General features: G+C 72.5%; 20 protein-coding genes and 1 pseudogene. 12 read left to right on the forward strand and 9 right to left on the reverse strand.

All coding sequences use genetic code 11. The annotated features are described in order from the left end of the window. Positions 1-611: maltotransferase domain-containing protein (locus tag ABZ192_RS37145; RefSeq protein WP_356928871.1), on the reverse strand; the 611-nt coding region annotated here is incomplete at its 3' end. Positions 612-905: 294 nt separating this feature from the next. Next, positions 906-1,130 (reverse strand): annotated as a pseudogene (locus ABZ192_RS37150) (DUF5133 domain-containing protein); the annotation flags it as partial. A gap of 360 nt (positions 1,131-1,490) precedes the next feature. Here ABZ192_RS37150 and ABZ192_RS37155 point away from each other — a divergent pair. Continuing rightward, entirely contained in the window at positions 1,491-2,003 is a 513-nt protein-coding gene (locus ABZ192_RS37155; protein WP_356928872.1) for a pep a2, read from the forward strand. Beyond that, the gene (gene glgX / locus ABZ192_RS37160; protein ID WP_356928873.1) at positions 2,000-4,147 is read left to right on the forward strand and encodes a glycogen debranching protein GlgX; all 2,148 of its coding nucleotides are present in this window, start codon (positions 2,000-2,002) and stop codon (positions 4,145-4,147) included. Before ABZ192_RS37155 ends, glgX begins: the two co-directional genes overlap by 4 nt. A 19-nt stretch (positions 4,148-4,166) precedes the next feature. On the opposite strand, the gene ABZ192_RS37165 is transcribed toward glgX, so the two are convergent. Further along, positions 4,167-4,973, reverse strand: a complete 807-nt coding sequence (locus ABZ192_RS37165) for a VOC family protein (protein ID WP_356928874.1) — start codon at positions 4,971-4,973, stop codon at positions 4,167-4,169. A gap of 252 nt (positions 4,974-5,225) precedes the next feature. On the opposite strand from ABZ192_RS37165, the gene ABZ192_RS37170 reads away from it, so the two are divergent. Next, positions 5,226-5,546, forward strand: coding sequence for an ANTAR domain-containing protein (locus ABZ192_RS37170; RefSeq protein ID WP_174523400.1), 321 nt, complete (start codon positions 5,226-5,228; stop codon positions 5,544-5,546). 34 nt (positions 5,547-5,580) lie between these two features. On the opposite strand, the gene ABZ192_RS37175 is transcribed toward ABZ192_RS37170, so the two are convergent. Continuing rightward, positions 5,581-6,372, reverse strand: coding sequence for an RNA polymerase sigma factor SigF (locus tag ABZ192_RS37175; RefSeq protein WP_356928875.1), 792 nt, complete (start codon positions 6,370-6,372; stop codon positions 5,581-5,583). Between the two features lie 278 nt (positions 6,373-6,650). Between ABZ192_RS37175 and ABZ192_RS37180 the strand changes: the two genes are divergently transcribed. The 4 genes from ABZ192_RS37180 (at position 6,651) to ABZ192_RS37195 (ending at position 9,496) form a co-directional block, all read left to right on the forward strand. Next, complete coding sequence (locus tag ABZ192_RS37180) at positions 6,651-7,106, forward strand: MarR family transcriptional regulator (RefSeq protein ID WP_356928876.1); 456 nt, start codon at positions 6,651-6,653, stop codon at positions 7,104-7,106. Next, complete coding sequence (locus ABZ192_RS37185) at positions 7,103-7,960, forward strand: ATP-binding cassette domain-containing protein (RefSeq protein ID WP_356928877.1); 858 nt, start codon at positions 7,103-7,105, stop codon at positions 7,958-7,960. Before ABZ192_RS37180 ends, ABZ192_RS37185 begins: the two co-directional genes overlap by 4 nt. Beyond that, entirely contained in the window at positions 7,920-8,780 is an 861-nt protein-coding gene (locus tag ABZ192_RS37190) for an ABC transporter permease (protein WP_356928878.1), read from the forward strand. The genes ABZ192_RS37185 and ABZ192_RS37190 overlap by 41 nt, the downstream gene beginning before the upstream one ends. Before the next feature lie 191 nt (positions 8,781-8,971). Further along, positions 8,972-9,496, forward strand: coding sequence for a hypothetical protein (locus ABZ192_RS37195; protein ID WP_356928879.1), 525 nt, complete (start codon positions 8,972-8,974; stop codon positions 9,494-9,496). 24 nt (positions 9,497-9,520) lie between these two features. Here the strand turns inward: ABZ192_RS37195 and hemC are convergent, their stop codons facing one another. The 4 genes from hemC to ligD form a co-directional block, all read right to left on the reverse strand. Then, complete coding sequence (hemC, locus tag ABZ192_RS37200) at positions 9,521-10,456, reverse strand: hydroxymethylbilane synthase (protein WP_356928880.1); 936 nt, start codon at positions 10,454-10,456, stop codon at positions 9,521-9,523. A gap of 67 nt (positions 10,457-10,523) precedes the next feature. Then, the gene (locus ABZ192_RS37205) at positions 10,524-11,546 is read right to left on the reverse strand and encodes a questin oxidase family protein (protein WP_356928881.1); all 1,023 of its coding nucleotides are present in this window, start codon (positions 11,544-11,546) and stop codon (positions 10,524-10,526) included. A 98-nt stretch (positions 11,547-11,644) separates the two neighbouring features. Next, positions 11,645-12,418: an NPP1 family protein gene (locus ABZ192_RS37210; RefSeq protein WP_356928882.1), complete on the reverse strand. Its 774-nt coding sequence runs from the start codon at positions 12,416-12,418 to the stop codon at positions 11,645-11,647. A 139-nt stretch (positions 12,419-12,557) separates the two neighbouring features. Then, positions 12,558-13,538, reverse strand: a complete 981-nt coding sequence (gene ligD / locus ABZ192_RS37215) for a non-homologous end-joining DNA ligase (RefSeq protein WP_356928883.1) — start codon at positions 13,536-13,538, stop codon at positions 12,558-12,560. Positions 13,539-13,727: 189 nt separating this feature from the next. Between ligD and ABZ192_RS37220 the strand changes: the two genes are divergently transcribed. Then, positions 13,728-14,243 carry a MarR family transcriptional regulator gene (locus tag ABZ192_RS37220; protein ID WP_356928884.1) on the forward strand — a complete coding sequence of 172 codons (516 nt, stop codon included), beginning with the start codon at positions 13,728-13,730 and terminating at the stop codon, positions 14,241-14,243. A 10-nt stretch (positions 14,244-14,253) separates the two neighbouring features. Here ABZ192_RS37220 and ABZ192_RS37225 read toward each other — a convergent pair whose 3' ends face one another. Then, a complete protein-coding gene (locus tag ABZ192_RS37225; protein WP_356928927.1) occupies positions 14,254-15,411 on the reverse strand; it encodes an MFS transporter in 1,158 nt (385 codons plus the stop codon). Positions 15,412-15,501: 90 nt separating this feature from the next. Here ABZ192_RS37225 and ABZ192_RS37230 point away from each other — a divergent pair, with 90 nt between their 5' ends. The 4 genes from ABZ192_RS37230 (at position 15,502) to ABZ192_RS37245 (ending at position 19,562) form a co-directional block, all read left to right on the forward strand. Next, positions 15,502-16,263 carry a helix-turn-helix transcriptional regulator gene (locus ABZ192_RS37230; protein WP_356928885.1) on the forward strand — a complete coding sequence of 254 codons (762 nt, stop codon included), beginning with the start codon at positions 15,502-15,504 and terminating at the stop codon, positions 16,261-16,263. 50 nt (positions 16,264-16,313) lie between these two features. After that, positions 16,314-16,694: a MauE/DoxX family redox-associated membrane protein gene (locus ABZ192_RS37235; protein WP_356928886.1), complete on the forward strand. Its 381-nt coding sequence runs from the start codon at positions 16,314-16,316 to the stop codon at positions 16,692-16,694. After that, positions 16,691-17,158: a peroxiredoxin gene (locus ABZ192_RS37240; RefSeq protein ID WP_356928887.1), complete on the forward strand. Its 468-nt coding sequence runs from the start codon at positions 16,691-16,693 to the stop codon at positions 17,156-17,158. Before ABZ192_RS37235 ends, ABZ192_RS37240 begins: the two co-directional genes overlap by 4 nt. A gap of 61 nt (positions 17,159-17,219) precedes the next feature. Next, complete coding sequence (locus ABZ192_RS37245) at positions 17,220-19,562, forward strand: SpoIIE family protein phosphatase (protein ID WP_356928888.1); 2,343 nt, start codon at positions 17,220-17,222, stop codon at positions 19,560-19,562. Positions 19,563-19,566 lie beyond the last annotated feature (4 nt).

Below are 19,566 nucleotides of genomic sequence, written 5' to 3' on the forward strand. Positions count from 1 at the left end.
TACCAGGAGCCGTACAGGGCCCGCTCGCGCTCCACGAGCAGGGGCAGTGGCTCGGAGGTGGTGACCAGGTCCCGCAGCGGATGGCGGGCCAGGACCTCGTCCACCTCCGGCGTCAGCGCCGCCGCCAACCGCGCCGCCGGGGACAGCGAGTCGTCGCGCAGCGCCTCCGCGGCGTCGAGCAGCAGACCGCGGCCGGCTTCCCTGGGAACGCCGGCCGCCGCCCGCTCGTACAGATCGGCGCCCTCTTCGAGGACCAGACCGGGGTCGATGCCGGCCGGCACCTTTATGCCCGCCGTGTGGCGCCAGGTGGCCACCGGGTCGCTCCAGGCCTCCACCCGGTACGTCCAGCGGCCGACGGCGTCCGCGGTGACCTCGGCGCCCCAGCGGTCGCTGCCCGGGGCCAGCTCACGCATCGGCGTCCACGGCCCGGGACGGCCCTCCGGATCCTTGAGGACGACGTTGGCGGCGACCGCGTCGTGCCCCTCCCGGAACACGGTGGCGGTGACCTCGAACGTCTCTCCCACGACCGCCTTGGCCGGCCGGTTGCCGCTCTCCACGGCCGGCCGGACGTCCCGTACCGGGATACGGCCGATGGCCCGGGTCCTACTCATGGTCCTCACCTCCACCGTGCTCGAAAGCCGGGCCACGGGCCCGGTTCAGGGGACAAGGTCTGCGGAGGGCGGCTACCGTCCCGCGCGGGAACGCCGCTCTGCCGCCGGCGGTCTTCGCCGGACCGCGGTGGCCGGACGGAGCCGTTCGTTCTGTTCCTGCAGACGGGTGACCTGCGGGTCCTGCGCACAGGCGAGCTGCGATTCCTGCGCATAGGTGACCTGCGATTCCTGCGCAAAGGCCACCTGAGGTTCGTGCGCATAGGCCACCTGCGGTTCATGCGCATAGGCGACCTGCGACTGTTCCTGCGCAGAGGTGACCTGGTTCGTGCGCAGATACCGCTCGGCCGCGTCCGCCGCCTCCCGCGCGCAGCGCTTGCCCATCAGCACACAGAGCGTGTAGCCGGAGTCCTCGAATGTGGTCCGCACCGTGCGGTCGTTCGGTGCCGCGAGCATCACGCGTTCCCAGGCCCGGTAACGCCGCAACTGCCGGGCGACTTCGGCTTTGGCGGGTAGCAGCATGGCGCCGATCACCTTTCGGGCTTCGAGGGGCACGGTCTCCCGACGGTCGGACGGCGGCCGTGCACAGCGGCACGGACCCGTAACGGCGATCGAGTTCTTCACACATGGTGCACGGGTGACGACGCAGCGTCTTGTTGGATCCTCAACCAAAAGCGGCTCAGCCGCGCCGCTCAGGCCCCAAGGCTTGCTCACTTGGGCACTCAAGCACCTCAACTGTGCGCTCGTGTTGCACGAACGGGCTAGCACCCTCAGGCTGAGGGTGACTCAGAAGCGATACGCGCTCACGTTCCGTGTTCGGGGCTCGTCCCGCAGGACCGCGGGAGCGAGGAGGAGCTGAGCTTCGCGGTGAGGAGCCGACCGATGAAGACCGCAGTGCCCTGCTACTACCACCTCGACGTGGAAGTCAGCCCGGAACGGGTGGGACAGGTCAGCCGCATTCTGGCCGCTCACCTGAGGTTCTGGGACCTGGACAACCTGATCCAGCCCGTCTGCGGCGGTGCCGAGATGCTGCTCAAGGCCATCGACGAGCACGCCACGGACAAGAACACGTCGATCGAGATGTGGTGGAACGGCCAGCACCTGATCACCGCCATCGGGGACAACGACCGCGCCCTGCGCCCGGACCAGGAGCTGCGGGGCTGCCTGGAGCACCTCGCGGCGATGAGCGACGGCTGGGGGTGCTGCGCCACCGAGACCGGCAGCAAGGTCATCTGGTTCTCGCAGCGCGCCCGGGCCGGCGAACGCGTCCCGCTGGTGCCGACCGCGCCCGCCCCGCAGGAGAGCGAGGGCCTGGAGGTGCCCCGCGAGGTGCGCGTCGCGCAGCTGGCCGGCCCCGCCAATGCGCCGGGCGAGGTCCTGGAGGAGGCCCGGTGACGCGCCGGCAGACACGGAAAGGGGTGTCCGCGTGGAGCGGGCGCCCCTACCCGCTGGGCGCCGAGTACGACGGGGAGGGCACCAACTTCGCGCTCTTCAGCGAAGTGGCCGAACGCGTCGAGCTGGTTCTCGTCGACGACGACGGCAGCCACACCCGGGTGCCGCTGACCGAGGTCGACGGCTTCGTCTGGCACGGCTACCTCCCTGGTGTCGGCCCCGGTCAGCGCTACGGCTACCGCGTGCACGGGCCGTGGGTCCCCGCCCTCGGCCACCGCTGCAACCCGGCGAAGCTGCTCCTCGACCCCTACGCACGCGCGGTCGACGGGCAGATCGACAACCACCCCTCGCTCTACGAACGGAACCCGGACGGCCCCGACCCGGCCGACAGCGCCGGACACACCATGCTCGGTGTGGTGACCGACCCGGCCTTCGACTGGGGCGACGACACCCGGCCCTGCCGGCCCTACGCCGACACGGTGATCTACGAGGCGCACGTCAAGGGCCTGACCCGCACCCACCCCGAGGTGCCCGCCGAGCTGCGTGGCACCTACGCCGGGCTCGCCCACCCCGCGGCCGTCGAGCACCTCACCTCGCTCGGCGTCACGGCGGTGGAGCTGATGCCGGTGCACCAGTTCGTCCACGACGGCGTGCTGCACGACCGCGGTCTGGCCAACTACTGGGGCTACAACACGATCGGCTTCTTCGCGCCGCACAACGGCTACGCCGCCCACGGCACCCGCGGCCAGCAGGTCGCCGAGTTCAAGTCGATGGTGAAGACCCTGCACGCGGCCGGGCTCGAGGTGATCCTCGACGTGGTCTACAACCACACCGCCGAGGGCAACGAGAAGGGCCCCACCCTGTCCTTCCGCGGCATCGACAACTCCTCGTACTACCGCCTGGTCGACGGCGACTGGGAGCACTACTACGACACCACCGGCACCGGCAACAGCCTGCTGATGCGCCACCCCTACGTGCTCCAGCTGATCATGGACTCGCTGCGGTACTGGGTCACCGAGATGCACGTCGACGGCTTCCGCTTCGACCTCGCGGCCACCCTGGCCCGGCAGTTCCACGAGGTGGACCGGCTGTCGGCGTTCTTCGACCTGATCCAGCAGGACCCGGTGGTCAGCCGCGTCAAGCTGATCGCGGAGCCGTGGGACGTCGGCGAGGGCGGCTACCAGGTGGGCAACTTCCCGCCGCTGTGGTCGGAGTGGAACGGCATGTACCGCGACGCGGTGCGCGACTTCTGGCGCGGTGAGGATCACACGCTCGGCGAGTTCGCCTCCCGGCTGACCGGGTCCTCCGACCTGTACCAGCACAGCCGGCGCCGCCCCCGGGCCAGCGTCAACTTCGTCACCGCGCACGACGGATTCACTCTGCGCGACCTCGTCTCCTACAACGAAAAGCACAACGAGGACAACGGCGAGGACAACCAGGACGGCGAGAGCACCAACCGGTCCTGGAACTGCGGCGCCGAGGGCGCCACCGGCGATGCGGCCGTCCTGGAGCTGCGCGCCCGCCAGCAGCGCAACTTCCTCGCCACGCTGCTGCTCTCCCAGGGCATCCCGATGCTCTGCCACGGCGACGAACTGGGGCGCACCCAGCGCGGCAACAACAACGCCTACTGCCAGGACAACGAGATCTCCTGGATCGACTGGCGGCTCACCGAGGAACAGCGCGACCTGCTGGAGTTCACCCGGTACGTCATCCGGCTGCGCACCGGGCACCCCGTGCTGCGCCGGCGCCGCTTCTTCCTCGGCGAGACCATGACCCGCGCGGACCAACCGCTGCCCGACCTGGTGTGGCTGGCGCCGGACGCCCAGGAGATGACCGACGACGACTGGCAGCGCGGCGACGCGCACTGCGTCGGGGTCTTCCTCAACGGCGACGCCATCGCCGAACCCGACCCGTGCGGCCGCCCCGTCGTCGACGACTCGTTCCTCCTGCTGTTCAACAGCCACTGGGAGCCGGTCGACTTCCGCCTCCCGGACGCCGCCTACGGCGAACGCTGGACGGCCCTGATCGACACCGCCGCCCCGGAGGGTTCCCCCGACGAGGCGGAGCACAAGGCGGGCACGGTGCTGACGGTCGACGCACGCAGCCTGGTGCTGCTGTCGCGGCCCTCCCGCACAAAGGCCGGATGACGTACGAGGGCCGGATGACTTACGAGCGGCCCCGGCGCGCCGTCACCGTGAACTGCGCGCCGTCGTGGTCGCGCAGCACGGCCTCGTCGCTGCCCTTGGACAGCACGCTGCCACCGTGCAGCTCCGCGGCCCGGGTGCAGGCCTCGACGTCGTCGACGCTGAAGTGGACCTGCCAGTGCGGCCGGATCGTCGGGTCGGGGGCCGCCTCCAGCGCCCCCGACTCGATCCGTGCCACCACGTCACCGCGGCTGCGCAGCACGACCTCCCCGCCCTCGTAGTGGACCTCGCAGCAGCCGGGGCTCTCGGAGGCCCAGTCGAGGACCTCGCCGTAGAAGATGGCGGCGTCGAAGGCGTCCCGCGTGTGCAGCGTGATGAAGGCCGGCTGCGCGTTGCGCCAGGTCTCCCAGTCGGTGAACAGGTCACCCTCCCAGATCCCGAAGGTCGCCCCGTCCCGGTCGGCCAGCAGCGCCGCCCGCCCCGGCGGCAGCGAGATCGGCCCGACCGCGACCGTGCCCATGCGTTCCTGCACCCGCGCCACCGCATCGTCCGCGCTCCGCACGGCGAAGTACGGCGTCCACGCCACCGCCATCTGCCACATGCTGGCCACCCCCGCGATCCCGGCCACCGGCGAGCCGTCCGCCAGCGCGATCCGGAAACGGTCGCCGAGTTTGGCCGGCCGCCATTGCCAGCCCAGCACGGCTCCGTAGAACTCCTCGGTCGCCTTGACGTCCCTGCTGGTCAGACTCACCCAGCAGGGCGCGCCGAATACGGAGTGTGATGAGACGACGTCCTTGGTGCCGGAGGGGGTGGGCATGTCGTGGTTCATGGCAGTCGCGTCCTGATCTCTTCGGCCTGGCAGCCACCGGAGGAATGACACCAGTGTCCAACCGGAACCCCCGTGGGCGCCTGCCGAGTACCCCGGCGACGGCGGCAAAACGGTGTGGTGGACCGGCCCGGACCGCCCCGGTGGCACCGGGCGGGCCGAGTGACGACGATGGAGGCGTCGGACACTGCGTCCAGGCACTCAAGCACCCCACGAGGCCATGGGGACAGCGGCGCACCGGACCCGGAGGTGACCATGCCCACGGACGGGGGCTCGGAGCGGATCTTCGAGTTGCAGGAAGAAGTCCGGCAGCTGAAGGAGGCGGTCGTCTCCCACGCGGTCGTGGACCAGGCGATCGGGATGGTCGTCGTGCTCGGCCGGATCTCGCCCGATCAGGGCTGGGCCGTGCTGAAGGAGGTCTCCCAGCACACCAACATCAAGCTGCGCAACGTCGCGGAACTGATCCTCGTCTGGGGACGCACCGGCGTGATGCCCCGAGAGATACGGGCCGAGCTGGAGGACGCCCTCGACCGCGCCGGACCGACCCAGATCCCCGAAGCGCCGCCGGAGCAGTGACACTGCCCGGCGGCGCCGAGGTGAGGTCCGGCGGTCACCTGGCCTCGGTCAGCAGCTCCTCGCGCAGATGGGCGAAGCAGCTGCTGAGCAGCCGGGAGACGTGCATCTGCGAGATGCCGAGCTGCTCCGCGATGCGGCTCTGCGTCATGCCCTTGAAGAACCGCAGGTAGAGGATGATCCGCTCGCGCTCCGGCAGCGCCTCCAGACAGGGCTTGACGGCCACGCGGTTGACGACCGTGTCGAAGGCCGGGTCCGGCCCGCCGATCGCGTCCCCGAGGGCGTAGCCGTCCGTGCCGGGCATCTCCGCCTCCAGCGACAGGGCGGAGAAGCACTCCAGCGCCTCCATGCCGGTGCGCACCTCGCCCTCGGTGAGGTGGGCGTACTCGGCGATCTCGGCGACCGTGGGGGCGCGGCCGGGGGTGGTCTGGGACAGCTCCTTGGCGGCGTGCCGCACGCGGTTGCGCAGGTCCTGGACCCGGCGGGGGACGTGCAGCGTCCACATGTGGTCGCGGAAGTGGCGCTTGATCTCGCCGGTGACCGTCGGCACGGCATAGGCCTCGAAGGCGTTGCCGCGCGCCGGGTCGTAGTGGTCGACGGCCTTGACGAGACCGAGGGCGGCCACCTGGTAGAGGTCCTCCAGGGCTTCGCCCCGGCCCCGGAAGCGGACGGCGATCCGCTCGGCCATGGGCAGCCAGGCCTCGACCAGTTCGTCGCGCAGGGCCTTGCGCTCGGGCCCGTCGGGCAGGCGCACGAGGCGTTCGAACGCCTCGGCGGTGTCGGGAGCGTCGTCGTGGGGGTGCGTTCTGGTGCTGTCGGCGATACGCATGGTGCGCACCTCCCTGAGCAGGTGCCGAAAGGACAGACACCGTGGGAAGCACGGGCTCGGACCTCACGGAGGGCACCGGGGGCCCGGGCGTCTCCCACGGACGTGCCTCCGGTCCGAAGCACTTCATCGCCCATTCCCGGGCGGGGAGACCGCGAAACAATTCCGACAATACGCCCATTCGTGAGCATGGGCTCTCCCGGGAGCCGCTGCCGTTCCGGGTGCATCTCTTGACTCCGGCTTGGGCCGATTACCTCTGTCACAGAGCTAATCTCTGCCGCATGGAGCCGGAGACCTTCCCCGAAGAGCTGGCCGACGCGCTCGTCGGGGTCCAGCGGCTGATGCGACGGCGCCTGCGCCGTGAGATGCCCGACCCCCGGCTGCGCGGCGCCGAGGTGGAGCTGCTGCGCCTGGCCGTGACGCGGCCCGGCATCGGCATCTCCGACGCGGCCAAGGACCTCGGACTGGCGGCCAACTCCGTGTCCACCCTGGTCAATCAGTTGGTGCGGGCGGGCTATCTGGTCCGCGAGACCGACCCGGCCGATCGCCGGGCCGCCCGGCTGCTGCCCACATCGGCCGCCGGGGCACGGCTGCGCGAGTGGCGCCGCCGCCGCGCCGACCTCGTACGACGCCATGTGTCGCGGCTGGACGAGGCGGACCGCAAGGCCCTGCACGCCGCGATCCCGGCCCTGCGCAAGCTGGCCGGCACCCTGCACGAGGAGGCCGAGGAGTCATGACGCGGGACACCGAACCACCATCGGCCGACGCCGTCGCCTGCACCGGGCTCGTCCACGCCTTCGGCGCGACCCGGGCCGTGGACGGACTCGATCTCACGGTCCACCAGGGCGAGGTCTTCGGGCTGCTCGGCCCCAACGGCGCCGGCAAGACCACGGTGATGCGCTGCCTCACCACCCTGCTGCCGGTACCGGCCGGCACGGTCCGCGTCTTCGGCCACGACGCCGCAGGCGAGCGCATGGCCGTACGCCGGCTGCTCGGATACGTGCCGCAGCAACTCTCGGCGGACGCCGGACTCACCGGGCGGGAGAACGTCGCGCTGTTCGCCCGGGTCTTCGACGTGCCCCGCCGGGAACGCGCCGAACGCGTCGCCCAGGCCCTGGCCGCCGTCGACCTCACCGGCCCCGCCGACCGGCTCGCCGCCACCTACTCCGGCGGCATGGTCCGCCGGCTCGAACTCGCCCAGGCCCTGGTCAGCGCCCCGCGGCTGCTGATCCTCGACGAGCCCACGATCGGCCTCGACCCGATCGCCCGCACCGGCGTCTGGGACCACATCGAAGCGGTCCGCGCGGCCACCGGCATGACCGTGCTCGTCACCACCCACTCCATGGACGAGGCCGACCAGTACTGCGACCGGGTCGCCCTGATGCACCACGGCCGGATCCGTGCCCTCGGCAGCCCTGCCGAGCTCAGGGAAGGACTCGGCGCCCGCCGCCGCGCCGCGGGCGCGGCCACGGACACGCTGCCCACGCTGGAGGACGTCTTCCGCGACCTGGCGGGCAGCGGTCTCGACGACGAGGCAGGAGATTTCCGCGATGTCCGAAGCACCCGCCGCACCGCACGCCGTGTCGGCTGACCCCGCCCGCGGCCCCGGCATCGATCTGCTGCTCAAGCCCCCGCGACCCCGCTCGGGCTGGCGGCTCCTGCCCGCCCGCGTCGGCGCGATGTGCGCGGTCGAACTGCAGAAGCTGCGCCACGACCGCACCGAGCTCTACACCAGGGCGGTCCAGCCGGCCCTCTGGCTGCTGATCTTCGGCCAGACCTTCACCCGCATCAAGGCCATCCCCACCGGCGGCATCCCCTACGTCGACTACCTGGCGCCCGGCATCATCGCCCAGTCCGCGATGTTCATCGCCATCTTCTACGGCATCCAGATCATCTGGGAGCGCGACGCCGGCATCCTCAACAAGCTCCTCGTCACGCCGACCCCGCGCTCCGCGCTGATCACCGGCAAGGCCTTCGCGGCGGGCGTCAAGTCGCTCGTCCAGGCGGTCGTGGTCCTCCTCATCGCCGCCCTGCTCGGCGTGGCGCTGACCTGGAACCCGCTGAAACTGCTCGCCGTCGCCGCGATCGTCGTCCTCGGCTCGGCCTTCTTCTCCTGCCTGTCGATGACCATCGCCGGCATCGTCCTCAGCCGCGACCGTCTGATGGGTTTCGGGCAGGCGATCACCATGCCGCTGTTCTTCGGCTCCAACGCCCTGTACCCGGTGTCCGTGATGCCGGGCTGGCTCCAGGCGGTCAGCAAGGCCAACCCGCTCAGCTACGAGGTCGACGCCCTGCGCGGGCTCCTCCTGGGCACGCCCCACCACCTGGCCTCCGACTTCGCGGTGCTGCTCGTGGCCGCCGCCCTCGGCGTCACCGCCGCCTCGGCGCTGCTGGGCCGTCTGGCCCGTTGATCTTCACTCGGGGAAGTGATGTGCGGCACGCCGCCGCAAGCGCTTTCTCCCCTTGGTTCCGGATAACCGCTGGGCACGGCTTGATCACCGATCAAAACGGATGAACTGCCAGGCCACAGCGCATTCTGCTCATTTGACAGTGCGCTGAGACCACAGATAGGAAGCAGCTTCCAGAGGTCGAGAGGTGCAGCGTGTACGAGCCGAACGTGGTCGGGGACTGGCAGGAGTACGACGAGCATGCCGGTCTGCGCGTCCGCGTCCACCGTCTGGAACTGGCCGAGCCGCCCCGCGGCCGTGACGACGCCGCGGAGGGGCTGACGTACTTCAGCCTCCGCGTGACCGTCGAGAACCGCGGCAGCCGGCATCTCGGCATCCATCTCGAGGACGGCCAGATCGACGTGCGGATCGGCCCGGACGGGGAGAGCGCCTTCCTCGACTGGCGCAACTCGCAGTTCATCGAGGGCTTCGACGTCTACCCGCTGCGCCGGGCCACCGCCGTGCTGTACGCGGCCGGCGCCGAGGCGTCCCTGAGCCTCGTGGACGTCCAGGTCCAGCTGCGCGTCGAGGAGGAGTGGGCCGACCGCCGGCTGTGGTCGGGCGGCATCGGCGCGCACGAGGGGCCCGCCGGGGCCCAGCAGGGAGCGGCGCTGCGCGACAGCCTGGCCCACCAGGTGAGCGTCTTCCTCCAGGACCAGGCGGAGGAAGGCACCGCCTGATCCGGTGTCAGCGCGTCCCGGCGGTCAGTGCGGGATGCCGTCGATGATCTCGCGGGCGCCCTGGCGCAGCAGGGCCACGGCGACCGAGGTGCCGAGTGTGGCCGGGTCGAGCCGGCCCGCCCACTCGTGGGCGTTCAGCCGGGTCTTGCCGTCCGGGGTGAACACACAGGCCCGCAGAGACAGTTCGCCGCTGCGGTCCACCTGCGCGAACCCGGCGATCGGGCTGTTGCAGTGCCCCTGGAGCACATGCAGGAACATGCGCTCCGCGGTGGTCTCCCGGTGGGTGTCCGGGTCGCCGAGACCGCTCACCGCGTCGATCAGAGCGGCGTCGTCCTCACGGCACTGCAGCGCCAGTACGCCCGCGCCGATGGGCGGCATCATCGTCTCGGTGGAGAGGATCTCGCTGATCACGTCCTGGCGGCCGATGCGCTCCAGGCCGGAGACCGCGAGCAGCAGCGCGTCGGCCTCTCCGGCGGCCAGCTTCGCCAGGCGCCGGTTGGCGTTGCCCCGGAACGGAACGCACTCCAGATGCGGGTGCGTGGCGGCCAGTTGGGCGACCCGGCGCACCGAGGAGGTGCCGATCCGCGTCCCGGCCGGCAGCTCGTCCAGGGTGAGCCCGCCCGGGTGGATCAGGGCGTCCCGGACGTCGTCCCGCTTGAGGAACGCGGCGAACACCGTCCCCGCCGGGAGCGGCCGGTCAGCGGGCACGTCCTTCACGCAGTGCACGGCGAGATCGGCCTCACCGGCCAGCAGCGCCGCGTCGACCTCCTTGGTGAACGCGCCCTTGCCCTCGACCTTGGACAGATCACCCATCCACTTGTCGCCGGTGGTCTTCACCGGTACGACCTCGGTGCGCACTCCGGGATGGGCGGCGGCCAGCTCGGCCCGGACTCGCTCCACCTGGGCGAGCGCCATGGGGGAGTCGCGGGAGACGATGCGGATCAGTTCGGGGACGGACATGCCGACACGATAGACCCTCCGGGGGTACGTTCGTGCCGTACCTCCCCCGACCGCCCTTCGTCGTACGTCAGTTCGGGACGAGGGGCTCGCTCAGTTCGACCGCGCGCAGGGCCGCGGCCAGGGCCCGTTCGTCGCCCACGTCGAGGGCGGTGTCGGTGAGCTTGATGACGTGTTCGTCGCCGTGGGCGAGGGCCCGTTCCAGCACCTCCTCGGCGGTGCGGCCGGGCGCGGGGACGTGGGGGAGGGGCTCGGCGTGGGCGTACATCGCGGTGACCGCCGCGGACGCGGTCCACGCCGCGTGCAGGCTCGGTGCCCACAGCTCGCGCGGCAGGGAACCGAGGGTGCGCAGCACGGCGTTGGGCGCCGTCGCCGCGTGCACCAGCATGGTCTCCTCCCCGTGGCCGTGCGTGGCGTACCGGTGGGTCGCGGCCCGGACCAGCTCGGTCAGGCGTGCCCGGGCCGTGTCCGGGTCGGTCACGTCGCCCGCCCACAGCGGCAGTCGCCGTACGGCCGCGAGCCGGTCGGGAAAGCCGCCCCGGGGACCGGCGATCGGCGGCACGGCGTCCAGGGACCGCGCCGCATCCGGCGCGGCGGGCAGTACGGCGATGCCGGACACGGGGCGGTGCCGGGCCGCCCAGTAGCCCAGGCCGTGGGCGAGTTCCGCGATCCGCGGCGCGTTCTCGCCGGCTTCCAGCGCCCGTACGGCGTGGCCGACGCGGATCACCGGATGCGTGGAACCGCCGTACAGCCCGGGCAGCAGCCGTGGCCACCAGGCCGCGAGGACGTCCCGCCACGGCTGTTCCGCCAGGGCGTGGTCGAAATACCCGATCCAGTCGGCGGCCCGGCGCGGATCCCCCAGCGCCTCGCGCCAGTTCGCGTCGGTCACGGGGGTCACGGGCGTGGGGAAGTCCTCCAGCTTGGGCCGGTACAGATCCAGCCAGCGGTGCACCGCATCCGCCTGCCCGTGCGCGGCCAGCGCCTCCACGACCATGGGGGCGTGGTTGGTGAGCCGGCCGAGCCGCTCCGGCCCCGAGGCGTGGAGCCGTTCGAGGGCTTCTTCGAGTCTCCCTGTCGTGTCGTGCGCGTCCATGAGGGGACGCTATGCGGCCGCCCCGCGCCGATGGATCGGACGCGGGGCGGAAACGGGACCGGCCGGGGACCTAAGCCCCCGGCAGGAGCGAGCCCGGATCAGGCGTAGGGATCGAAGGCGATGCCGGAGGGCTTGGCCGACGCGAGGTGGTTGGCGAAGTTGCCGTCCTTCAGGCCGAAGTTGGCGCTTCCGAAGTCGTAGGACGTGAGCTTGTCGCGCACTCCGGCGGGGTAGCCGTTCCAGCCGACCAGCGGCGGGTACTGCCAGGTGCGCTTGTGGTTCTCCGGCGGCTCGTCGTTCGCGTTGGCGAGACGGAAGCAGTGGGTGCTCACGCCGTCCTTGTGGTAGACGATCTTCGGGTGCGTGCCGTCGAAGCGGACCTGCGAGGCCGCGTGCACGCTGAACGAGCCGTGCGCGGACGTCGAGACGTACTTGACCTGGTTGTCCTGCACGAACACCGCGACGTGCTCGAAGTCGTGCCGGTGGCCGCCGATGCCGCTGCCCGCCACGGCCTGGTCCTTCTCGAAGTAGAGGGCGTACAGGACGGCGCACCAGCCGTTGTTGCACTTGGAGCGCGCGTAGCCGTTGGTGTTGTCCAGGTCCGAGGCGTCGCGGCAGTCGCCGTTGAGGGCGCCGGTCGGGTTGAGGCCGCCGTTGACGGTGCCGTCCGCGCCGATGGCCGGCGTCGAGTAGCAGCCGTCGGTGTCGTAGTCGTAGGCGGGCTGGAACGTCTTCTCCAGCGACTCGGCGTTGGCGGGCAGCGCCCGCGGCGGGGCGGCGAAGGCCGTGGCGGGGAAAGCGAGGACGAGGGCGGCGGCGCCGGCCAGTCCGGTGAGCCATCTCCTGCGGGGTGCGAACGGGCGTGACGACACTGCGTCCTCCTCTTGGGCGCAGCCCAACGGCTGTGGGGGAAAGGGAGGTTCAGCTTCCAGGCTGAACGCGTCCATGCCAAGAGGGATGTGTGATCCCGTAGGTGAATCGCTGCCCAACAACCGGAGTCCCGGCGCCGTTTCAGACCATGTCGTCCGGGATGTCGGCCGCGGCCTCCTCGGGCGCGAGATCCGGCCGGAGCCGCAGCCAGGACGGCTGCCGCAGCAGGCCCTCCCGGGTGCGGGTGCTGTAGCGGACCTCGCCGACCAGCCGGGGCACGACCCAGTGGGCGCCCGGAGCGCGCGGGGCGGGGTCGAAGGGGCAGACGTCGGTCGCGGCCGCCCGCAGCAGCCCGGCGAGTTCCGTCCGTTCGGCCTCGCTCCAGCCGGTGCCCACGCTCCCGACGTAGCGCAGCCGCCCCGCGGCACGCTGCCCGACCAGCACCGCGCCGGGCAGGCCGGTGAGCCGTCCCTTGCCGGGCTGCCAGCCGCCGACCAGGACGTCCTCGGTGCGCATGTTGCGGATCTTGATCCAGGCCCGGGAGCGCACGCCCGGTTCGTACACCGAGTCCAGCCGCTTGCAGACCAGGCCCTCCATGCCGTGCTCGCGGGTGGCGGCCAGGGCCTCGGCGCCATGGCCGACGATCGCGGCCGGGGTCGACCAGGAGGGTCCGGCGAGGCCGAGATCCTCCAGCGCCGCGCGGCGCCGCGCGTAGGGCAGCCTGATCAGCGAGTGGTCCTGCAGATGCATCAGGTCGAACAGCACGAGATGGACCGGCACCTCCGCGGCCCGCCGGGCCGCCCTCGCGGGCGCGTGCGCCAGACCCATGCGGGACTGCAGCAACTGGAAGCTCGCCCGGCCCTGTTCGTCCAGAGCCAGGATCTCCCCGTCCAGCACGGCCGGCACGGGGCCGAAGGCTGCGCCCAGGGGCCGCAGTTCGGGATACGCGGCCGTGATGTCCTCCCCGGAGCGGGCGCGCAGCAGCACGCTGCCGTCCCCGGGGAGATAGACCACCACCCGCTGGCCGTCCTGCTTGGTCTCATAGGCCCAGCGCGGGTCCTGCGCGGCGGGCGGCAGGGTGCCGGGCGTGGCGAGCATGGGCGGGATCAGCGGCAGGTCCACGGGTGAGTTGTGGACGTCCCCGCGCCCGGTCACGCGCGTTTGCCGGGTCTTTCCCCTGAACGGCGTCGAGGCGGGCGCCGGCCTCAGCGGACCCGGGGGCCGAGGCGCCGGCGCGGGGCGAACCGCACCGGTTCGACCTCGGCGCCGTGAATTACTTGAGTTAGGCAACGAGATGGTAAAGTGGCCCGCATGGCCACACCACCGCTCCCCGACGCGCCCTCCCCGGAAGTGATCGAGATCGAGCGCGCGCTCACCCGTATCACGTACCTGAGCACCCGCGCCCGCCAGCACGACCGGCTGATGGCCCTCGCGGGCGTGCCGCTCGACCGTGCCGCCGTCGCGCTGCTGCGGCAGGTCGCCGACTCCGAGCCGCTGCGGCCGGGGGAGCTCGCCGCCCGGCTGGGAGTGGAGGCCTCCCACGTCACACGCACGGTGCAGCAGTTGCAGAAGTCCGGCTACGTCACCCGCGTGCCCGACCCCGACGACCGCCGCGCCCAGCGCATCGAGCTCACCGACACCGGCCGGCAGGCCATCGCCAAGGTCCGCGAGGCCGGGGTCCGCGGCATGCAGATGGCCCTGTCGGACTGGTCCCCCGAGGAACTGCGGCAGCTCGCCACGCTCTTCCACCGCATGGTCGACGACTTCCTCGCCCACGCCGTCGACGAGGAGCCCGAGGACCGGTCCGCCCCGGTGAGCCGGGCCTGACTCCCGCAGGTCAGCGTGCGGCCGGGTCGCGCGGATCCGCCCGCTCGGCGACCGCCGGTCCGGGCGCTGCGGGCTCGCGCAGCCGGCACAGCAGCAGCCGGCCCACCGCCGGCAGGGCGATGAGCGGCAGCAGAGCCGTCCGCAGGGACGTCGCGTCGGCCAACGCCCCGAGCAGGGGTGCGGCGAGGCCGCCGACGCTCACCGTCAGCCCGAGCGTGACCCCGCTCGCCGTGCCCACCCGTCGGGGCAGACAGTCCTGGCCCAGGGTGATGTGCAGCGAGAACGGCACGTACAGGCCCGCCGACGCCAGCGCGACGAACAGGTACACCAGCGGCCCCGGCACCAGGACCAGACCGGCCACGGCGAGCACCGTCAGGGCGTACGACCGGCGCACCACCGTCAGCCGCCCGTACCGCTCGGCCAGCCGCCCCCCGGCCAGCGTGCCCACCGCACCGCCGGCGTAGAGGACGAACAGCGCCGCCGTGCCGGCCACCTCCCCGCCCCCGGTCCGCTCCCGCACGTACAGCGAGCCGAAGGCGCTCAGGCCGACGAACACGACCGAGCGGCAGAACACGGCCCCGGACAGCCGCAGGAAGGCCGGCCAGTCGTCCCGGCCCGCGCCGACGGCCGTGTCCGCCTGCGCCGCGCCGGACGCGGCCGCGCGCACCGCCGCCGCGCACAGCGCCGCCCCCGCCACCGCCGGGACGGCCAGCAGGGGAGAGGCGCTCAGACCGCCGATCGCCATCACGGCGAGGACCAGCAGCGGTGCCAGGGCGAAACCGGCATTGCCGCCGAAGGAGAACCAGCCCATCGCCGTGTGCCGGCCGCGCGCGACGGCCCGCGCCACCCGGGCGGCCTCCGGATGGTAGGCGGCCACCCCGGCCCCCGACACGGCGACGACCGCCAGGGTCCACGCGTACGAGCCGGTCACCCCGCTCAGGGCGACGCCCGCCCCGGCCGTCAGCGCGCTGAGCGGCAGCAGCCACGGCATCGCCCACCGGTCGGTGAGCACGCCGAACAGCGGCTGCACCAGCGACGAGAGCAGGGAGGCGGCCAGCACGACGCCGGAGGCGGCGGCGTAGGAGTAGGCGCGCTCGGCGACGAAGTACGGCACCAGGGCGGCCACGGAGCCCTGGTACACGTCCACGCAGGCGTGTCCGAGGGACATCAGGGCGACGGGCCGGTTGCGGCGGGAAGCGGTCACCCGGAGATCGTCGCCGCCGGGACGCCTGGCCCGCTTCCGATAATCTGCCGGACTGTGCCGAACATCCGCCACACCCCGACGGCCCCGACCCGAGCCCAGCGGCTGACCGCGGGCGACCGCATCGAGGCGCACCGGCACGACGACCACCAGATCGTCTACGCGGGCTCCGGGGTCGTCGCCGTCACCACCGACGCCGGCACCTGGTTCGCGCCCGGCACCCGCGCCATCTGGGTCCCGGCCGGCACCGTGCACGCCCACCGCGCCCACGGCCGCCTCGACCTGCACCTGGTCGGTTTGCCCGCGGGCGACAACCCCCTCCTGCTGCACCACCCGGCCGTCCTCGCCGTCAGCCCCCTGCTGCGCGAGCTGATCCTCGCCTACACCAGCGACCCCGCCGACGACAGCCCCGAGCGGCACCGGCTGCGTGCCGTCCTGTGCGACCACCTGCGCCTCTCGCCGCAGCAGCCGCTGCGCCTGCCGACGCCCGCCGACCCGCGCCTGGCCGCCGTCTGCGCGCTCGTGCACGACGACCCGGCCGACGCGCGCACCCTCGCCGCCCTAGGCGCCGCGACCGGGGTGGGGGAGCGCACCCTCAGCCGGCTCTTCCGCAGCGAGTTCGGCATGACCTTCCCGCAGTGGCGCACCCAGTCACGGCTCTACCACGCCCTGCGGATGCTGGCCGACGGACTGCCCGTCACGACCGTCGCCCACCGCTGCGGCTGGTCCTCCGCCAGCGCCTTCATCGACGTCTTCCGCCGCTCGTTCGGCTACACCCCGGGTGTCCACCGACGGCGTACGCAGGGCCCGGCGACCTGACCTCTCTACCGTCCAGTAATATCGCGCGGCAGGCCATCAGAGGAGGAACCGTGTCCCGGTCCGAACGCTCGCCCCTGCTGCTCGCCGGCCTGCTGGCCACCGCGGGCATCGCCCACTTCGCCGCCCCACGCTCGTTCGACGCGACCATCCCGAGGGGACTGCCGGGCACGCCCAGGACCTGGACCTACGCCAGCGGAGCCGCCGAGCTCGCGCTGGCCGCGGGCCTGGCGCTGCCGCGGACCCGCAAGACGGCCGCGCTGGCCGCGGCGGCCTTCTTCGTCGGGGTGTTCCCCGCCAACGTGAAGATGGCGGCCGACTGGCGCCACCGCCCCGCGCCGCAGAAGGCCGCGGCCTTCGGGCGCCTGCCGCTCCAGCTGCCCCTCGTGCTCTGGGCCCGCAGCGTCGCACGGAACGCCGAGGGCCGGTCATGACCGCCCGCGTGGAGGCCGGGGACACGGTCGAGGACTTCGCCCTGCCCGACGAGACCGGCACCGTCCGCAGCCTGTCAGGGCTGCTCGCCGAGGGGCCGGTCGTGCTCTTCTTCTACCCGGCCGCCCTGACCCCCGGCTGCACCGCCCAGGCCTGCCACTTCCGGGATCTCGCCGCCGAGTTCGCGGCCGTCGGCGCACGCCCCGTCGGCATCAGCGGCGACACCGTCGAGCGCCAGCAGGAGTTCGCCGGACAGCACGGCCTCGGCATGCCCCTGCTGTCCGACGCCGACGGCACGGTCCGTGAGCGGTTCGGCGTGAAACGCGGCTTCTCCCTGGCCCCGACCAAGCGCACCACGTTCGTCATAGGGCAGGACCACACCGTCCTGGACGTCGTCCGCAGCGAACTGCGCATGAACGCGCACGCAGACCGGGCGCTGGCCGTCCTGCGCGCTCATCGGAGCTGACACTGTCACGAAAGCTCCGCCGCGGTTGATACAGGGCGGCAAAGGGAGAATCCTGGACGATATGGAGGACGCCTCCGCTGCTGCGATCATCGACGCCCGCGGCACCGTGACGGGGTGGAGCGAGGGCGCACGGCGACTGACCGGCTACCCCGCCGAGGAGGCCGTGGGCCGGCCCGTACGGGACCTGCTCGCCGAGGAGGTGCCGTCCAAGGCGCTGTCCGCGCGGTCGGGCACCGTCATGGTGCGGCACCACGACGGCTATCTGGTCGGGCTGCGCGTCACGGCCTGCGCCGTGACCGGCGGGGACGGGGCACCGGACGGCTACGTGATCACCGCCGAACAGCCCGGCAGCACTGAGACGTCCCTGGCCGGAAAGGCCTTCCAGCAGGCGTCCATGTCGATGTCCGTGTTCGACACCGAGCAGCGCTATCTGCGGCTCAACGACGCCGCCTGCCAGGTGATGGGCGTGTCCGAGGAGACCCTGCTGGGGCGGCCCTTCCCCGAGACCGTCGAGGAGGCCGAGCACAGCCTCGGCTTCAACTGGCACCTCCGCCACGTCGTCGAGACCGGCCGCCCGCTCCGCTACGAGAGCTACACGGGCGCCCCCGCCCTGAACCGGGAGCACGCCTGGGTCACCGAGATGTGGCCGCTGCGCGACCCTTCCGGTGAGCTCCTGGGCACCGCCCTCGCCGCGTTCGACAGCACCGAGCAGTACTGGGCGCGCCAGCGGCTGGCCCTGCTCAACGAGGCCGCTGCGGCCATCGGCACCACCCTGGACGTGGTGCGCACGGCCGAGGAGCTGATCGGGGTCGTGGTGCCCCGGTTCGCCGACTTCGCGAGCGTGGACCTGTTCGACTGGGTCCTCGGCGCGGAGGAGTCGCCGACCGTGCCCCACGACGAGATCGTGCTGCGCCGCGTCGCCCACGGCTCCGTCACCGAGGGCACCCCGGAAGCCGCCGTCCACCTGGGAGAAGTGGACGCCTACCCCGGGTTCTCCCCCATCGCGCGGGCAATGCGGGAGGGCCGGGCGATCGTCAGCCAGGCGGGGGAGCCGTCCTTCATGCGCTGGGTCGCGGAGCGCAACACACGCGCCCCGCAGGGCAGCCCCTACCGCCAGGGCGTCCACTCGATGATGGCGGTGCCGCTCCGGGCCCGCGGCATCACCCTCGGCGTCGCGGTGGCCGTGCGCATCCGGCAGGTGGACGACTACGCCCCCGACGACGCCGTGTTCGCCGAGGAACTCGCCAGCCGCGCCGCCGTCTGCGTCGACAACGCCCGCCGCTTCGCCCGCGAACGCACCACCGCGCTGGCCCTCCAGCACAGCCTGCTGCCGAAGGGACTGCCCGGCCAGGCAGCCGTCCAGGTCGCCCACCGCTATCTGCCCTCCGGTTCGGCGGCCGGCATCGGCGGCGACTGGTTCGATGTGATCCCGCTGTCCGGCAGCCGGGTCGCGCTCGTCGTCGGTGACGTCGTGGGCCACGGCATCCCCTCCACGGCGACCATGGGCCGGCTGGTCACGGCCGTCCGCACCCTCGCCGACGTGGACCTGCCGCCGGACGAACTCCTCACCCACCTCGACGACCTGGTCACCCATCTTGCGTCGGACGACGACGGCGACGAGGTCGCCGAGCTCGGCGCGACCTGCCTGTACGCCGTCTACGACCCCGTCACGCGCCGGCTGAACCTGGCCGCCGCCGGGCACCCCGCCCCCGCCCTGGTGCTGCCCGACGGGTCCGCCCGGCTGATCCCCATGAGCGCGGGGCCCCCGCTGGGCGTCGGGGGGCTGCCGTTCGAGGCGACGGAGCTCCAGCTGCCAGAGGGCTCCGTCGTCGCCCTCTACACCGACGGGCTCATCGAGGACCGCGACCGCGACGTCGACCACACCACGGACGAGCTGTGCCGCGCCCTGACGGTGCCCGCCGACTCGCTCGACGCCCTGTGCGACACCGTGCTGAAGGCCGTCCTGCCGGAGGAGTCCAGCGACGACGTGGCCCTGCTGCTGGCCCGCACGCGGGCGCTGGGCGCGGACCAGGTCGCCACCTGGGACGTGACGCCCGACCCCGCGCAGGTGGCCGCCACCCGCCAGGCCGCCACCGAGCAGCTCACCGCGTGGGGGCTGGACGAGACGGCGTTCGTCACCGAGCTCGTCGTCAGTGAACTGGTCACCAACGCCATCCGGTACGGCGCCGCGCCGATCCAGCTCCGGCTGATCCGCGACCAGACCCTCATCTGTGAGGTGTCCGACGGCAGTTCGACCTCCCCGCACCTGCGACGGGCCCACCAGGACGACGAGGGCGGACGCGGACTGCTGCTGGTCGCCCAGCTCACCCAGCGCTGGGGCAGTCGGCAGACCACCCGGGGCAAGACCATCTGGTGCGAACAGCCGCTCACGCCGCTGTTCTGACCGG

The organism is Streptomyces sp. NPDC006235 (assembly GCF_040613735.1).
In the GTDB taxonomy this organism is placed as follows: Bacteria; Actinomycetota; Actinomycetes; order Streptomycetales; family Streptomycetaceae; genus Streptomyces.

Coding starts and splice junctions, on each gene's coding strand:
- ABZ192_RS37240 (WP_356928887.1), top strand. CDS start 16,691: ATGACCGCCCGCGTGGAGGCCGGGGACACGGTCGAGGACTTCGCCCTG.
- ABZ192_RS37245 (WP_356928888.1), top strand. CDS start 17,220: ATGGAGGACGCCTCCGCTGCTGCGATCATCGACGCCCGCGGCACCGTG.
- ABZ192_RS37190 (WP_356928878.1), top strand. CDS start 7,920: ATGTCCGAAGCACCCGCCGCACCGCACGCCGTGTCGGCTGACCCCGCC.
- ABZ192_RS37225 (WP_356928927.1), bottom strand. CDS start 15,411: ATGTCCCTCGGACACGCCTGCGTGGACGTGTACCAGGGCTCCGTGGCC.
- ABZ192_RS37220 (WP_356928884.1), top strand. CDS start 13,728: ATGGCCACACCACCGCTCCCCGACGCGCCCTCCCCGGAAGTGATCGAG.
- ABZ192_RS37170 (WP_174523400.1), top strand. CDS start 5,226: ATGCCCACGGACGGGGGCTCGGAGCGGATCTTCGAGTTGCAGGAAGAA.
- ABZ192_RS37175 (WP_356928875.1), bottom strand. CDS start 6,372: ATGCGTATCGCCGACAGCACCAGAACGCACCCCCACGACGACGCTCCC.
- hemC (WP_356928880.1), bottom strand. CDS start 10,456: ATGTCCGTCCCCGAACTGATCCGCATCGTCTCCCGCGACTCCCCCATG.
- ABZ192_RS37205 (WP_356928881.1), bottom strand. CDS start 11,546: ATGGACGCGCACGACACGACAGGGAGACTCGAAGAAGCCCTCGAACGG.
- ABZ192_RS37155 (WP_356928872.1), top strand. CDS start 1,491: ATGAAGACCGCAGTGCCCTGCTACTACCACCTCGACGTGGAAGTCAGC.
- ABZ192_RS37165 (WP_356928874.1), bottom strand. CDS start 4,973: ATGAACCACGACATGCCCACCCCCTCCGGCACCAAGGACGTCGTCTCA.
- ABZ192_RS37185 (WP_356928877.1), top strand. CDS start 7,103: ATGACGCGGGACACCGAACCACCATCGGCCGACGCCGTCGCCTGCACC.
- ABZ192_RS37180 (WP_356928876.1), top strand. CDS start 6,651: ATGGAGCCGGAGACCTTCCCCGAAGAGCTGGCCGACGCGCTCGTCGGG.